Origin of the sequence: Flavobacterium myungsuense, from assembly GCF_042677265.1 — a bacterium.
Lineage (GTDB): Bacteria > Bacteroidota > Bacteroidia > Flavobacteriales > Flavobacteriaceae > Flavobacterium > Flavobacterium myungsuense.
Genome location: NZ_JBHTIZ010000011.1, coordinates 272268 through 288665, shown reverse-complemented (window position 1 = coordinate 288665; position 16398 = coordinate 272268). Strand labels below are relative to the sequence as shown.

16 protein-coding genes are annotated in these 16398 nt (G+C 31.5%); 7 read left to right on the top strand and 9 right to left on the bottom strand.

What is annotated here, in order from left to right; genetic code table 11:
* Nucleotides 1-19: 19 nt before the first annotated feature.
* The 6 genes from ACFQ0S_RS04880 to ACFQ0S_RS04855 all read right to left on the bottom strand — a co-directional run bounded on the left by ACFQ0S_RS04880 (nt 20) and on the right by ACFQ0S_RS04855 (nt 6951).
* Nucleotides 20-1039: an OmpH family outer membrane protein gene (locus tag ACFQ0S_RS04880; protein ID WP_379754665.1), complete on the bottom strand. Its 1020-nt coding sequence runs from the start codon at nt 1037-1039 to the stop codon at nt 20-22.
* Nucleotides 1040-1083: 44 nt separating this feature from the next.
* Nucleotides 1084-3810 (bottom strand): BamA/OMP85 family outer membrane protein, encoded by a 2727-nt coding sequence (locus tag ACFQ0S_RS04875; RefSeq protein ID WP_379754662.1) that lies wholly within the window; start codon nt 3808-3810, stop codon nt 1084-1086.
* The gene (locus tag ACFQ0S_RS04870) at nt 3743-4483 is read right to left on the bottom strand and encodes an isoprenyl transferase (protein ID WP_379754659.1); all 741 of its coding nucleotides are present in this window, start codon (nt 4481-4483) and stop codon (nt 3743-3745) included. Before ACFQ0S_RS04870 ends, ACFQ0S_RS04875 begins: the two co-directional genes overlap by 68 nt.
* Before the next feature lie 2 nt (nt 4484-4485).
* Entirely contained in the window at nt 4486-5166 is a 681-nt protein-coding gene (porG, locus tag ACFQ0S_RS04865) for a type IX secretion system protein PorG (protein WP_379754656.1), read from the bottom strand.
* A gap of 171 nt (nt 5167-5337) precedes the next feature.
* Nucleotides 5338-6222: an NAD kinase gene (locus ACFQ0S_RS04860; protein ID WP_379754653.1), complete on the bottom strand. Its 885-nt coding sequence runs from the start codon at nt 6220-6222 to the stop codon at nt 5338-5340.
* A gap of 69 nt (nt 6223-6291) precedes the next feature.
* Nucleotides 6292-6951 (bottom strand): CBS domain-containing protein, encoded by a 660-nt coding sequence (locus ACFQ0S_RS04855; protein WP_379754649.1) that lies wholly within the window; start codon nt 6949-6951, stop codon nt 6292-6294.
* A 113-nt stretch (nt 6952-7064) separates the two neighbouring features.
* Between ACFQ0S_RS04855 and ACFQ0S_RS04850 the strand changes: the two genes are divergently transcribed.
* The 7 genes from ACFQ0S_RS04850 (at nt 7065) to serB (ending at nt 13899) form a co-directional block, all read left to right on the top strand.
* Nucleotides 7065-7778: a pyridoxine 5'-phosphate synthase gene (locus ACFQ0S_RS04850; RefSeq protein ID WP_379754646.1), complete on the top strand. Its 714-nt coding sequence runs from the start codon at nt 7065-7067 to the stop codon at nt 7776-7778.
* A 4-nt stretch (nt 7779-7782) separates the two neighbouring features.
* A complete protein-coding gene (locus ACFQ0S_RS04845) occupies nt 7783-8580 on the top strand; it encodes an alpha/beta fold hydrolase (RefSeq protein ID WP_379754643.1) in 798 nt (265 codons plus the stop codon).
* A 53-nt stretch (nt 8581-8633) separates the two neighbouring features.
* Nucleotides 8634-8978 (top strand): phage holin family protein, encoded by a 345-nt coding sequence (locus tag ACFQ0S_RS04840; protein ID WP_379754640.1) that lies wholly within the window; start codon nt 8634-8636, stop codon nt 8976-8978.
* Nucleotides 8979-9067: 89 nt separating this feature from the next.
* Nucleotides 9068-10393: a trigger factor gene (locus ACFQ0S_RS04835; protein ID WP_379754637.1), complete on the top strand. Its 1326-nt coding sequence runs from the start codon at nt 9068-9070 to the stop codon at nt 10391-10393.
* A gap of 88 nt (nt 10394-10481) precedes the next feature.
* Entirely contained in the window at nt 10482-11153 is a 672-nt protein-coding gene (clpP, locus tag ACFQ0S_RS04830) for an ATP-dependent Clp endopeptidase proteolytic subunit ClpP (protein WP_379754634.1), read from the top strand.
* A gap of 80 nt (nt 11154-11233) precedes the next feature.
* Nucleotides 11234-12466 carry an ATP-dependent Clp protease ATP-binding subunit ClpX gene (gene clpX, locus ACFQ0S_RS04825; protein WP_379754631.1) on the top strand — a complete coding sequence of 411 codons (1233 nt, stop codon included), beginning with the start codon at nt 11234-11236 and terminating at the stop codon, nt 12464-12466.
* 194 nt (nt 12467-12660) lie between these two features.
* Complete coding sequence (gene serB / locus ACFQ0S_RS04820) at nt 12661-13899, top strand: phosphoserine phosphatase SerB (protein WP_379754628.1); 1239 nt, start codon at nt 12661-12663, stop codon at nt 13897-13899.
* Nucleotides 13900-13974: 75 nt separating this feature from the next.
* On the opposite strand, the gene ACFQ0S_RS04815 is transcribed toward serB, so the two are convergent.
* The 3 genes from ACFQ0S_RS04815 to ACFQ0S_RS04805 form a co-directional block, all read right to left on the bottom strand.
* Entirely contained in the window at nt 13975-15612 is a 1638-nt protein-coding gene (locus ACFQ0S_RS04815; protein WP_379754625.1) for an outer membrane beta-barrel family protein, read from the bottom strand.
* Nucleotides 15613-15699: 87 nt separating this feature from the next.
* A complete protein-coding gene (locus ACFQ0S_RS04810; RefSeq protein ID WP_379754622.1) occupies nt 15700-16182 on the bottom strand; it encodes a hypothetical protein in 483 nt (160 codons plus the stop codon).
* Between the two features lie 76 nt (nt 16183-16258).
* Entirely contained in the window at nt 16259-16390 is a 132-nt protein-coding gene (locus ACFQ0S_RS04805) for a hypothetical protein (RefSeq protein ID WP_379754619.1), read from the bottom strand.
* Between the last annotated feature and the right edge of the window lie 8 nt (nt 16391-16398).

Sequence of the window (16398 nt, the reverse complement as noted above, 5' to 3'; positions counted from 1 at the left end):
AATATTAATTAATTGTTTTTTAGTTTTTAATGTTTTCAGGTTGTTTATTTGCTTCTTTTTCTTTTTTTGCTGCTTCTCTGTCTGCTAATATTTTTTTCTTTTTTTCTTCTAATGCTTTTTTTCTTTCTTCAAGATCTCTTGCTTTTATTTCAGCTAATTTTTGTTTAGCAGTAATAGCTGATGAATTATCTGCGGGTGCTGTAGCTTTTAAAGCTGAATTATTAGTACCAGGAACTTCGTTTGCAGTACTGTCAATTTCATTTTTTTCTGGAACAACTGTGCCTTTCTTTTTTGCTTCTTTTTCTGCTAAAAGTTGTTTTCTGTTTTCTTCAACTGCTTTTTTATTTTCTTCGGCAGCTGCTCTTTTTTCTGCAATTAATTGTTCTCTTGCCGCTTTCTTATCATCAAGTATTTTCTTTCTATCAGCTACAGCTGGATTTTCGTCTTCTAAATTCTCTTTAGCTTCTTTCTCTTCCTCTAACTTAAGTTGTTTCTTACTCAATTGATTCCTTTTCGTTGCTCTTGTAATTACTCGAACAACTTGATCGCTTATGTCAAAACGTTTGGCAGCAAACAACATGGTCAAATCAGACGATTTATCAAAAATAAAATCATATTTTTTTGCTTCGGCAATGTCTTGCGCAGCAGTAAAAACTTGATCTTGTATTGGTTGAGAAAGCACTGCTTTTTGTAATATTAAATCACCATTAGGCCCAAATCGTTTTTGCTGATAATCAAATAATTCTGTTTCTTGAAATACAATTTCTTCTTCTCTTTCTTCGATTAATTCTTTAGTTAATAAAACTTTTTCAGTTTTTAAAGACTCTTTAAGTTTTGTAACTTCATTTTTTTTGGCTTCTATTTCTTGTTTCCATTTTTGAGCTTTTTGCTCTAATTGGCTTTTAGCTTCCATGTAGTCAGGTACATTTTGTAAAATATACTCCATATCTATATATCCTATTTTCACACCTCTAGACTGACTAAAAGATGCTATCGAAATAGTCATTATAAAAATCAGTAATACAATCTGTTTTCTCATAACTAAAGTTTAATTAGAAAATATCGTGCCAAATATAGTTAATTTTAAAATTGCTGACCAATAATAAAATGAGTTTCCATTCCGTTTGCTTTACCGTCTCCTGTTAAGGAATCAAATCCATAACCAAAATCTATTCCTAACAACCCAAATGCGGGCATAAAAATTCGTAATCCAGCACCCGCAGAGCGTTTTAGAGCAAATGGATTATAGGTTCTAAAAGTATCGTAGGCTGCTCCCGCTTCAAGAAAAGACAGAACATAAATTGATGCTGCAGCTTTTAATGTGATAGGATATCTCATCTCTAACGAAAATTTATTATAAATAGTGCCTCCGTTTTGTGAAGAAAGCGAATTATTTGGATATCCTCTTAATTGTATTACCTCTCTACCATCTTGTGCAAAGTTGGCCAATCCGTCCCCTCCTAAGAAGAATCGCTCAAAGGGAACAACACCTCTTTCATTATTATAAGCTCCTAAATAGCCAAATTCTCCTAATGAACGCATTACTAATTTGCCATAAATTTTAGTAAACCAATCGGCTTTGAATTTAATTTTGTAATATTCTAACCATTTAAATTTTTCTTGATCAATTTTTCCTTCATCTGGAGCTGCATCTTGAAATTTGTCGACTTTGTTACCAGATGCATCTATAAAGTCTCCAGGCTGAATAATTTCTCCATTAGGACCTATTCTTTCAGAAGACGTGCTGTTTTTTAATTTATAAGCTTCTTGGTTTTCTAAATCGCCATAGTCAATACCGTTCATTAGAGAGTAAGGTAATGAAAATTTACCCATTATGCTAAATTCCGAACCATAAGTTGGGAAAATAGGGTTTACTCCCTTGTTATTTCTTGTTAAACCAATTGTGTATGATAAATTTCGCGCAGATCCGTTACTAAAAGTTCTAAAAAGCCCTGTGTTAAAATTATTTAAATCATAATATTGAAACGCAACGGATTGTGATAAAACGAAAAAGTCATCTGGAACACTCAATCGTTTAGCTAAACCCATCGATAAAGAGAGGATGTTGAAACTTTGACTTCTGTCAATGTTTCCTCCAAATTGTCCTCTCCCAAATTGTCCTCCTGCAAACTGTTTACTGTAAGCAAAAGAACTGCTAAATTGCACTGGTTTTTTTCTTCCAAACCAAGGCTCAGAAAACGAAAGGCTATAGGTTTGAAAAAATGGACTAGCTTGTAAACGTAGTGCTACTTTTTGACCATCTCCCATAGGAAGAGGTTTGTAAGCTTCTTTATTGAAAAGATTTCTCACCGAAAAATTATTAAAAGATAATCCTAATGTTCCTATGAAGCCACCGCCACCGTAACCACCTTGCAATTCAATTTGGCTCGAACCTTTTTCAACAAGATTGTACTCTATATCTACAGTTCCTGCACCAGCATCAACATTTTTGAATTTTGGGTCTATAGCTTCAGGGTCAAAGAAACCAAGCTGACCAATTTCTCGAATAGTCCTTACCAATTCTTCCTTACTGTATTTTTGACCAGGTTTAGTTCGTAACTCTCTGTATATAACTTCGTCGTTGGTTTTGTCATTTCCTACTACAGTAATTTTATTAAAATAAGCTAACGGGCCTTCTACGATTCTAATTTCAAAATCAATGGTGTCATTAGCTGTTTTTACTTCAACGGCATTTATATTAGAAAATAAATAACCGTTGTTTTGATATAAGTTAGTGATGTCTTCTCCGTCAGGTTTTGTTTTGTCGGCAATTCTTTTTTCTAATAAAACGCCATTATAGACATCTCCTTTTTGAATGCCTAACATTCTTGAAAGTCCTTGATCAGTATATATAGTATTTCCTAAAAACTTTATGTTTCCAAAATAATATTTCCGTCCTTCGTCAACGTTTATTTTTATATTTAATTTTTTTTGTTGTTTATCAAATGTTACACTATCAGAGACTACACGTGCATCTCTGTATCCCTTTTCTTTATATTTTTCTACAATTGACACTAAATCCTCTTTGTATTTGGCATCTATAAATTTTGAGGCTTTAAAAATTCTAAGACGATTAATTTGTTTGGTATTTTTCATCGCTCCTCGAAGCGTTGATTCTTTAAATTTTTCGTTTCCTGAGAATGCTATTCTATTAATTTTTATTTTTTCATCCTTATCAATGTTAATTAACATTTTTACATTGTTACCCGATGTGGTGTCAGGAAAAGTGTTTATGACTACTTTAGTATTATAAAAACCGTCTTTTTTGTATTTGTTTTCGATGTAGTTTTTTGTTGTGGTAATTAAATTTTCATTTACAATTTTTCCTTTTGTAAGTCCGTTGTCTTTAATAAGCCCTTCGGTTTTGTTTTTCTTTATACCAACAAATTTTACTTCGCTTAATTTTGGTAGTTCGTTAATATCTAAATCTAGAAAAATACTATCAGCTTCAATTCTATTAATGTAGAAATCGATATCACTAAATAAACCAAGTTTTCCAAGTTTTTTAATAGCATTTGAGATTTCTTCTCCTGGAACAGTAACCTCTTGTCCTTTTTGAAGTCCTGAAAAGGTAACAATTGTTTGTTCGTTATAACTTACTTTTCCTATAACTTTTACATCGCCAAGTAAGTATTTTTTGCCTTGATCAAACGGCACTTTGTCTTGTGCTTTAACTTGAGATAAGAATCCAAAGAACAATAGGGTTAGGAGTAGTTTTATATTTTTATGTAACACTAAAAAATTATTTAATTTGTTCACTTGTTTTTCCAAATCTGCGTTCTCTTTTTTGATAACTAATGATAGCCTCATACAAATCATCTTCTTTAAAGTCGGGCCATAATACATCAGTAAAGTATAACTCTGAGTAGGCTATTTGCCATAACAAAAAATTACTAATTCTGTGTTCACCACTTGTTCTTATTAATAAATCTACATCTGGTAAATTTTGCGTGTAAAGATGCTCATTAATAATTGATTCGTCAATACTGTCAATTGAAATTATATTATTTTTAACTTTATCACTTATGATTTTTACGGCATTCAAAATTTCCTCTCTCGATCCGTAGCTTAATGCTAATGTTAGAATCATTCTAGTGTTATTTTTGGTTTTATCTATAACGTCTAGTAATTCTTTTTGAGCAGATTTTGGTAACAAATCTAAATTACCAATAGTATTTAGTTTAATGTTATTTTCTACAAGTGTTTGTAGTTCGTTTTTTAAGGAACTAATCAACAATTTCATTAATGTATCTACCTCTAGTTTTGGTCTGTTCCAATTTTCGGTTGAAAAAGCATAGAGAGTAAGGTTTTCTATGCCTAATTTAGCACAAGTCTCTACAGTTAACCGTACTGATTTTGTTCCGTTTTCATGTCCAAAGGCTCTTAAAAAACCTTTTTGTTTCGCCCATCGCCCATTGCCATCCATTATGATAGCTAGATGTTTAGGTAAATTATCGGTATTTATTTTGTCTTTTAAATTCATGTTTATTCTGTACAAAAGCAAGGTTTATTTCCAAATGTATAGGTTAATGTAAATCCGGTAAATACATACCAGTCATTACTGTTTTTATTTCCAAATTGTAAATTCTCAAACTTTTCGTTAGTTGGATTACTTCCGTCTAAATTATCTTTAAAGCTATATCTTGCACCAGCCTCAAATCCCAATACAAAGTTTTCTAAAAAATTTGTCTTTATTCCTACTGTCATAGGAATTGCTATTGTTCCGTATGTTTTGTCAATTTTCATGTCTTCATTAAGAAAGTACAATCCATCATAACGAATATAGCTTAATCCAGAATAAACATAAGGTGTGAATTTTGTATCAGAATCATGCAAATCAAAATCAAAAAAATCAAATTCAAGCCCTAAAGATAATTCTTTTATACTGTTTTCGAAACTATAACCTCTTTGATTTCTTGCGGGTTCAGTTGCGTTTTTATCGTTACCACTAATTTTAGAATAGGTATAAGAAGCTCTCCAAGAATGTCTTGGGCTTTTGTTCCATTTATACAAAATTCCAAAAGCAGGTTCGTTAGGAGCTATATAGTTCGTTTTTCCAATTTCGCCTATAAAATTACTTCCACCTAAAAACAAACCAATTTCATGAATTTGTGCTTTAGTTATTAGACTAGAAAATAAAAATAAAAATAAATAAAATCTATTCATTGTGATAAAAACAGCGTGCAAATATAATAATTATGAATACGATACAGCCATGAAATTAGTATTTCTAATAAATTATATCTTTAAGATTTATAAAGACCTTATTATCTTTAAGGAATACTTATGAAAACGTCGAATAAATGGTTTGTAGTATAATAGTAGCTTTAAAATAATTTAATTTCTTTTGTCTTCTCCCCATAGTAATTTATTTCGAAGTGTTTTCAGGAACGTTTCTTCGTGAATTTCAACCATGTTAATTTTAAAAGACGTCTTTTTTATGGTTAGAACCGATTCGTTTTTTATTGAGGCAATTCTAGAATCTAATGAAACCAAACAATGTTCCTCTCTTCCAGATACTTTTAAGCGAATTTCAGTTTTGTCAGGAATGACTAAAGGTCTGGCGTTTAAATTGTGTGGAGCGATTGGAGTAATTACTAAACTTTTTACATCAGGAGTTAAAATTGGGCCGCCACAACTCATAGAATACCCTGTAGATCCAGTTGGAGTAGCAATAATCAATCCATCTGCCCAATAGGAATTTAAATATTCGCCATTCAAATGAGTTTCAATAGTAATCATCGAGGTAGTATCTTTTCTACTAACTGTTATTTCATTCATAGCAAAATTAATATCATGTAGGCCTTCAATTTTTGATTTGCTACTTAGCGATAATAAAGTTCGAGGAGAAATAGTGTATTTCTTTTCAATAATAAGCTGTAGAAAAGAGGCAATATTGTCTTTTTGTACCGATGCTAAAAATCCAAGCCTGCCAGCATTGATACCAAGAATAGGAATGCCTGATTTTCTAACTAATGTAGCTGCTCTTAATATGGTTCCGTCACCACCAATGCTTATAAACATGTCAAAACTACTATCTAACTCATGATGTGAACAAAAAGTTTTATATTCTTTTTGAATAAGTTTTTTTTCATACAATGTTTTCAAGAAAGAAGCATCGATGACCATTTCGACATTGTTTTTATTAAAAAAAGCAAAAATATCTTTAATGATAGGTTCGGTACTGTTTTGGTAATATTGACCGTAAATGGCTACTTTCATAAGTGTTTAATCGTTAATTTGTAAAATCGATTAATCGGTTAAACAAATAACCGATTAAACAAATAACTACTATATATTCAGATATTTGTCTAAATAATCCGAACGTTCTTTGAGATTGTTAATATAGTTGTCTTCTTGATGTTCGGAAATAATTTCATAATTGTATCGTCTAAACGTTTGTATAATATCGTTCATGGCTCCCAAACTAATTTTTACCGTAATCTGAACACTTTGAACATCAGATTCTGAAATAAATAATCCTAAAAGCTTCCCATTATTACTTTCTACAATTTGGGTGATTTGGCTCATCGAATAATCTAAAATCTCCTTTTTTACGACTATAATTCCGCCAGGTTCTTTCAAAAATGGAGTTTCGTGAAAAAACTTAATAACATCTTCCAATTCATAATAACCCAAATAGCTATTGCTTTCGTCTAAAACAGGAACAATATTGGTGTGATTCTTAGCAAAAACCTCTAAAACATCCAGCCAGATCATAGAGTTTCTTGCAAAAAAACCTTCTAAAGTATATTTATAATCGCCTACTTTTTTGTCGCTGTCAAAAGTTTCAATATCGTCTAAAGTAATGCAGCCCAAATAAATATTTTCTTCTAAAACAGGAAAATGCGAAAATGGCAATTCATGAAAATAGTCATGAATAGCAGCAATAGTTTCTTCGCTGTTAATTGCTTTATAATCATTTGTAATATAGTCTTTAATTTCTGTCATATCGCTATTACTAAATAGTTCATGCAAATTAATCAAATTTATATAATAACACCTAGTTTAACTTTGTATTTTTGTAGCATCAATAGTATAATTTATATTCAATTTTATTTATAATGACGAAACTAAGTGTAAACATTAATAAAATAGCCACTTTAAGAAATGCAAGAGGAGGAAACGTCCCTGATTTATTACAGGTTGCCAAGCACATTCAAGAATATGGCTCCAATGGAATTACGATTCATCCAAGACCTGACGAGCGACATATAAGATATCAAGATGCACGCGATTTAAAATCGATTGTTTACACCGAATACAATATTGAAGGAAATCCAGAAAAAACATTCGTTGATTTAGTTTTAGAAATAAAACCAACTCAAGTCACTTTAGTTCCAGATGCCATTGATGCCATTACGTCAAATGCAGGTTGGAATACTATAAAACATCAATCCTTTCTCAAGGAAATCATTCAGGAATTTCAACGCAATAACATCCGGACATCTATATTTGTCGATCCTGTTCTAGAAATGATAGAAGGTGCAAAAGCTACAGGCACCGAAAGAATTGAGTTGTATACCGAAGCTTTTGCGCATCAATACGGTTTGGGTAATAAAAAAGGAATTCAGCCTTATGTTGCTACGGCAAATCTAGCAAATGAGTTGGAATTAGGAATTAATGCAGGACATGATTTGAGTTTAGAAAACATCGAATATTTTAAACAAAATATCCCCAATTTATTAGAAGTTTCTATTGGTCATGCCTTGATTTCAGAAGCCATTTATTTAGGTTTGGATAATGTAATTAATATGTATTTGAATAAATTGAAGTAATTTTATGCTCTACTCAAAAATAGAAGGACAAGGCGCCCAAGCCGAAGGCGAATCGAGCGAAGCTAAACCATTAGTAATTCTTCACGGATTTTTAGGGATGTCTGACAATTGGAAAACGCTAGGAACGCAATATGCGACGGAAGGTTTCGAAGTTCACATGTTAGATTTGCGCAATCATGGTAAGAGTTTTCACTCAAATGAATTCAGTTATGAAGTCATGGTAGAAGATGTATTAGCCTATTGCATGACGCATAATTTGAAAAAAATTGATATTATTGGACACTCTATGGGTGGAAAAGTGGCCATGCTTTTTGCAACTACCTATCCAGAAAAAGTAAATAAATTAATAGTTGCCGATATTGGTCCTAAATACTACAAACCTCATCATCAAGATATATTGGCAGGATTAAATGCAGTCGATTTTTCGCTAAAACCAGATCGTACAACAGTAGATGAAATTTTAAAAAATCATATTCCAGATTTTGGTACGCGTCAGTTTTTAATGAAAAGTTTGTATTGGAAGGAGCCAGGGCAATTGGCTTTTCGTTTCAATTTAGCTGTTTTCAATAAAGAAATTGAGCAAATAGGTGTAGCGCTTCCATCGAATGCTATTTTTAATAATCCTACTTTTTTTCTTCGAGGTGGAAATTCGAATTATATTAAAGATGAAGATTTTGAAGACATCAAAAATCATTTTCCAAACGCAATAATTGAAACTATACCTAATGTAGGGCATTGGCTTCATGCAGAAAATCCAGTTGCTTTTTATGAAAAGACATTCGCTTTTTTAAAAGAAAATTAATTTTTTAAGAAATTAAAAAATAGTATATTTATTCAAAAATAAAAACACACACTATGAAATTACTCATTAGAATTCTACTTACTGCCCTATTAGTATTAATTATTGCACATTTTATGCCAGGAGTTGTTGTCGATAGTTTTACAACATCCATAATCGTGGCGGTGGTTTTAAGCTTACTTAATATTTTTATAAAACCCATTTTAATTTTGTTGACCTTGCCAGTTACGCTAATTACATTTGGATTGTTTTTATTGGTAATCAATGCGATAATTATTCTTTTATGTACCAATATAGTGGGAGGTTTTCATGTAGATACATTCTTTACAGCGCTATTTTTCAGTATAATTTTATCTATTTCACAATCGATTATTTTTAAAGTTACAGGTGGTGATAAATAATTAAACAACAATACATTAAAAACTTGGTTGGGTTGCAAAAATGTTCTAATTTTGCAACCCAATTTTATTATGTAAATTAAAGAAGGAAAATGGATATTAAAAGAGTAGCAATTGACAATGTAACCGAAGTAATTGTAATGACAGTTACAAAAATGGAATACCAAGGTCAAGTTAAGAAAAGAATAAACGAAAAAATGCCTTTAGCAACCGTTAAAGGATTTAGAAAAGGAGCAGTGCCTAGAGATCTTGTCGAAAAACAATACGGTCGTGCCATAAAAATTGAAGAGGTTAACAAAGTTGTTGAATTGGCTTTAACTCGTTATATTCAATCAGAAAGATTAAACTTATTAGGAACACCACTTCCTAAAGTTAATGAGAATTTTTCTTGGGATGAAGAAGATTTGGTTTTTGAATACGAAATAGGTTTAGCTCCAGAGTTTGAATTGAATTTAGAAGCAGAAAATGATATTATTAAGTATGTAATTTCAGCTGACGATAAATTAATTGAAGATCAGGTAATTCGAATTCAAAAACAATTTGGAACACCAATTCCTCAAACTGTTATCGAAGAATCGCATGATATTTCTGGGATTTTCACTAATGCAGAAAAAGAAATCAATACACCAGCTACATTTTCATTATCTATTTTTAAAGACAAAGCAACTGCAGATAAATTTTTAGGTAAAAAAGTAGGTGATGTAGTTACGGTAAATACTAAAGGGTTGTTTGAAGACGATCATCAATTGATGGATGTGCTAAAAGTAAGTCATGATGAGGTTCACGATTTAGCAGTTGATGTAGATTTTACTATTGAAACAATTAACGGAACTGAATTAGCCGAATTAAATCAAGAATTATTCGACAAACTTTTTGGAGAAGGACAAGTGGCTTCATCAGAAGAATTGAAAAATAAAATTAAAGAAGATGCTGAAAAACAGTTTGCTCAACAAGCAGATCAAAAATTAATGGCTGATGTTACTGACTTTTTAATTGAAAACACAAAATTCGATTTGCCAGCTGAGTTTTTAAAAAAATGGTTGCAAACAGTTGGTGACAAAAAATTATCACCTGCTGAAGCTGAAGCTGAATATGCAAGATCAGAAAAAGGGTTGCGTTTTCAGTTAATTGAAGGAAAAGCATTAGCGCAAAGCAACATTCAAATTACTTTCGAAGATTTAAAAGCATTTACTTTTAAAGCAATTAAACAACAAATGGCTCAATTTGGACAAACTAATCCTACCGATCAAGAAGTAGAAAGTATTGTTGCAAGAGTTTTATCGAAACAAGAAGAGGTAAAAAGATTGTCAGACCAAGTAGTTGCGGAGAAAATGTTACAGCTTTTTAAAGAGAAAGCAAATGCCAAAACTAAAGAAGTTTCTTACCAAGAATTTATTGCAGCCTCATACGGAGAGTAGATTTAAAAAAAATTAGTATATTTGAGCGTCAAATGCCACATTTTGACGCTCAATTTGTTTTTAAAAAAGCTAAAAAGAATAAAATACGATGAACTACGGTAAAGAATTTAAAAAATTTGCTACAAAACACCATGGTGTAAATAACTTGTATTACGATAAACTCGTGCAAGCAATGTCACCAACAGGAATGACTCCTTACATTATAGAAGAACGCCAATTAAATATTTCTCAATTGGATGTTTTTTCGCGTTTAATGATGGATAGAATCATTTTTTTAGGAACAGGAATAGACGATCAAATCGCCAATATTGTTCAAGCACAATTGTTATTTTTAGAAAGTGCTGATGCCTCAAAAGACATTCAAATTTATCTTAATTCCCCTGGAGGTAGCGTTTATGCTGGTTTAGGAATTTATGATACGATGCAATATATTAAACCAGACGTTGCTACAATTTGCACAGGAATGGCCGCTTCAATGGGTGCTGTTTTATTGTGTGCAGGTGCGGCAGGAAAACGTTCGGCATTGCCACATTCAAGAGTAATGATTCACCAGCCATCAGGAGGAGCTCAAGGAGTTGCAACTGATATGGAAATTAATCTTCGTGAAATGTTGAAATTAAAAGATGAATTGTATCAAATTATATCGCAACATTCAGGACAAACTTTTGATAAAGTACATAAAGACAGTGAACGCGATTACTGGATGATTGCCGATGAAGCAAAAGAGTATGGAATGATTGACGAAGTTTTAAGACGATAAATTAAAGTTTGAGGTTAGAAATTAGAGGTACAATTGCGGACTTCTATCTTCCAACTTCCAGCTTCTAACAAAAACATAGAATGGCAAAAGAAGTATTAGATTGTTCGTTTTGTGGTCGTAAAAAGCCAGAAACCAATCTTTTAATTGCAGGTATAAATGCACATATTTGCGACAAATGCATCGAGCAAGCTCATGGAATTGTTCTTGAGGAATTAAAAACTAACGGTAAATCGAAAATGGTTGCCGACTTAATTTTAAAAAAGCCTCAGGAAATTAGAGCTTTCTTAGATCAATACGTTATTGGTCAAGACCAGACTAAAAAAGTCATGGCTGTTGCAGTTTACAATCACTACAAGCGTTTGATGCAACAACAATTAAATGATGATGTTGATATTGAAAAAAGCAACATAATCATGGTAGGTCAAACAGGAACTGGAAAAACATTGGTAGCAAAAACTATAGCAAGAATGTTAGATGTACCGTTAGCAATTGTTGATGCAACAGTTTTAACCGAAGCTGGATATGTAGGTGAAGATGTAGAAAGTATTTTAACTCGTTTACTACAAGCTGCCGATTATGATGTTCATAAAGCGGAAAGAGGAATAGTATTTATTGACGAAATAGACAAAATTGCTCGTAAAAGCGACAATCCATCTATAACGCGTGATGTTTCTGGAGAAGGAGTACAACAAGCTTTACTAAAATTATTAGAAGGAACTGTTGTAAATGTTCCGCCAAAAGGAGGAAGAAAACATCCCGACCAAAAATTTGTTGAGGTAAATACTAAAGATATTTTATTTATTGCGGGTGGTGCTTTTGATGGTATTGAGCGAATTATTTCTAAACGTTTAAACCGTCAGGCTGTGGGATATAGCACTTCAAAAAATGCAGATAACATAGACAAAGATAATTTGTTGCAATATATTATTCCTAAAGATATTAAAGATTTTGGTTTGATTCCTGAAATCATAGGTCGTTTACCAGTACTAACTCATATGGATCCTTTAGATAGAGTAACCCTTAGAGCTATTTTAACAGAGCCTAAAAATGCGTTAATCAAACAATACCAAAAGTTATTTGCTATGGATGATGTTGATTTTTCCATCACCAATGAAGCTCTAGATTTTATTGTAGACAAAGCATTAGAATATAAACTAGGCGCTAGAGGGTTGCGTTCTTTATGTGAAGCTATTCTAACTGATGCTATGTATGAATTACCAAGTTCGGAAGAGAAAAGCTTGTTAATAGATAAAAATTATGCTGAAGACACATTAAGCAAAAACTTATTGAAACGATTAGAAATAGCTTCTTAATTCTTTTTTTTTATTAAAATATACGAAAGCCTACTTGTTTAATTGAGTAGGTTTTTTTTTAAACTAATTCTTAGAATTTGATTTGCTTCAATTAAAATAAGTCTCCATTGTAATATTCTGAAAAAACTAGAGATATTCTTTTTTATAAACAATAGATTCCCGATTTTTGTCAAGCTTTAACCAAAACAAATAAAATGGCAGTAGAAGATAAAGAGATTATTTTATTAAAAGTATCTGGTCAGGATAAACCGGGAGTAACCGCAGGTTTAACATCTATATTGGCAACTTACGATGCTGTTATTTTAGATATTGGTCAAGCTGATATTCACGATACTTTGTCTTTGGGTATTTTATTTGAAGTAAAAGCAGGGTCTAGTTCAGCAGCTGTTTTGAAAGACTTATTATTCAAAGCCTATGAGTTAGGTATCAAGGTTAATTTTATCCCTATCACCATCCCCGACTACGAAATTTGGGTAAAAGGACAACGGAAACAACGTTATATTATCAATATTTTAGGAGAAACGCTGACTGCGGTTCAATTAGCTGCGGTGACAAAAATTATGTCAGACCAAAATTTGAATATAGATTCAATAATAAGATTGACAGGTAGGGTTTCTGTAGTTGAGAAAGAAGAATATCCTCGTTCATGCATTCAATTATCTGTAACGGGTAATATAATTGATAAAACAGCAATAAATGCGAGTTTTATGCAAATTTCGGGAGATTTGGATGTCGATATTGCCTTTCAAGAAGACAATATGTATAGAAGAAACAGACGATTAGTGTGTTTTGATATGGATTCTACCTTAATCCAAACTGAAGTAATTGATGAACTTGCAGAATTAGCAGGTGTAGGAGAGCAAGTACGCGCCATTACAGAATCGGCAATGAATGGCGAAATAGATTTTAGTGAAAGTTTCAAGAAGAGGATGGCTTTGTTAGAAGGTCTAAGCGAAGAGGTACTACAAAATGTTGCCGAAAATTTGCCAATAACAAAAGGAGCACATCGTTTGATGAAAGCCTTAAAATATTACGGGTATAAAACCGCCATTTTATCTGGAGGTTTTACCTATTTCGGTGAATTTTTACAAAAAGAATTAGGGATTGATTATGTATATGCGAATCAACTGGAAATTATTGACGGTAAATTGACCGGAAAGTATTTAGGGGAAATTGTTGATGGTCAGAAAAAAGCCGAATATCTAAAAGCCATAGCAGAAAGAGAAGGCATACACATCAATCAAACTATTGCAGTTGGTGATGGCGCAAATGATTTACCCATGTTGAATTTAGCTGGATTAGGAATTGCTTTTCATGCCAAACCAAAAGTAAAAGAGAGTGCTTCTACTTCAATCTCTAGTTTAGGTCTCGACGGAATTTTATATTTATTAGGCTATCATGACAGGCATATTGATATGATGCAAGAAGACTAATAGTATAATAATAAAAATGGCTGTTTTCACTAGTAGTGAGACAGCCATTTTCAAACTAAAAACCAATTCAAAACTTTATTTTATCATACCGCCACCTTGTTTTACTGTTTGGGTGTCAATATTGGTGTTTTCTTTTTCTAATTTTAAGTTCCCAAAATTATAGGTTAATGATATACGAAAGGTTCGGGTATCTTGCTTTTGGTAAAACTTTGTCTGTAAATTAGTAGATGAAACTAATGCATTTATTTCATTACTATTAAATACATCAAAACAATGTAATCCAATTTTCAAATTTTTATCTAAAAAGTCTCTGTTAAACGAAATGTCAAATTGCTGAATTGGTTTTGTAATTTGATAAATTTCATAGGTTCCTTTTGGAGTTAGAAAAAAAGAAATTGTGTTCTTGATTTCCCATGGCAAAATAAATTGTGCTTGTGCTGAATAATTAATTACAGGTTTCTCTTTAAATTCAAATTGATATCCTTTTGTTGTAAAGTCTACATAATTTAAATTGAAGAAAATATAATTCATTTTATCCATATCATTCATTCTCTTTTTAAATTCTTCTTTTCCTTTCAAGAAAAAATCTAAAGGAACTGGAAAAGAAGCAAAAAAGCTTAATGTATTTATTTCGTCAAATTGCTGAAATGTTTGTTTGCTTACCAATTCTCCTGGGTCTGCATTAAAAATAAAGCGGTTAACATCATTAGCAATAGTATAATTTCCACCCAATTGCACAAACTGAAATGCAGTAAGCTTTAATTCGAAATTATCAAAAAATGTAGGGTCCAAAAACGGATTTCCTCCGGAAGTATTATACTGGTCAAAGTTTGCAAAATTATTTGGGTCTAATGTATTATAATCAGCTTGCTGGATTTTTTTAGAGTACGAAGCAGAAACATTTACATTTTGATTGATTTCATACAATGCACTCACATTTGGAAAAAAATTAGTGTTTTTGAAATTTACTTCTGTTTTATTTGAATTCTCAACGGCATTTCTATCTACATTAAAATCTTCAAAACGAATACCAGCTGTAAAGTTGAATTTTTTGAATTTTTTTCTTGCTTCGGCATAAAAGGCTAGATTTGTTTCGGTATAATCAAAGTCAATGTTCGAATTTGACGCGGAATTCAGATTATAAATACCAGAATTACTTACTTTAATCGTATTAAATTTTCCTCCTGTGTTCAATGAAAAATTGATTTTGTCAAAAGGAATTGCAAAATCATATTTTAGATAATAATTATTTAAATCAAAATCTAAATCTCCATTAAATACTGTTGGCAAGCTATTGTTAAGACCATTGGATGTAGTAATTGGATTTTTATCGAAAAAATTGCTAAAAGCAGTAATGTCTAGTGTTCGTCCAATAGTATCTAATTTAGTTTTGTATTGTAAACTAATTTCGTGATTGTTGTTTTTGTTTTTGGTTAAACCATTGTTGGTAAAGTTTATTCCGGTTCCTGAAGTGCTAGACGTTGATGTAGCTCTATCATTAGCCATATTTAAATTGTAATTAAATAATAAATTAGATTTTTCACTCAATTTATAATTTGTTCCAGTTCTGAAATAAAAATTTCGATTGGTAGTAAGTACGAAATTTTTTTGCAAAAGGTTTTCAACAGGTTTAAATGAAGTAAATACTTGGTCGTTTTCGCTTTTATTTTCTCCATCTATGTAATTATAGCCAATCATAGTTTGCCAACTCAAATTTTTTGTTTTTCCGTTTAATAAAAATTGAGGACTTGGCTTTTGATATTTATTAAAATTATAGTTGATGTTAAAACTAGCATTAATTCATTTTTTTCGTTTAGTACTAGTGACGATGTTTATAACCGAACCACTAGCATTTGCTTCAAATGAAGCGCCAGGATTGTAAATCAATTCTACTTTTTCGATGGCATTTGCTGGTAATGTTAAAAGATAGTTTTGCAAATCAGTTCCGCTTAAACTGCTAGGAAATCCATCAATGTAAATGGCAACGTTTTTTGCATTTAATGTAATACTTCCAGTAGGAGAAGTGATAACGCCAGGTAATCGTTTAACCGCTTCAAGGCTACTGCCACTATTAAGTAATGGATTGTCTTTTACGTTTACAGTAGTTTTATCAGACTCGACTTTTAAATATTGTTTTTTGTTGCCGTAAATTTGAACTTCTTTTAAAGTATTTACTTTTTCTTTTGTTTGAGTTGAATCGACTTCAACATTTTTTTTTGTAGTTTCTTGTGCAAAAACAATAGTGCACAAAAATAGCTGAGCTGTAAAAAGTAATGATTTCATTTTTGATTGATTTTGATTGATGATTCCCTATCAGACTTTCAAAAATGAAAAATGTTACAGCTAATTTTGGTTTTTCTTAAGAAATTGTTTTTGAGTGCGATTTTATTGTAGTTTCTACACATCTTTTGCCACCACTTCCACCACATACTCTTCTTGGCGCACAGGAAGTTAAAAGAATTAGAGTAATGATTAAATAAAGAATTTTCATTTTTAACG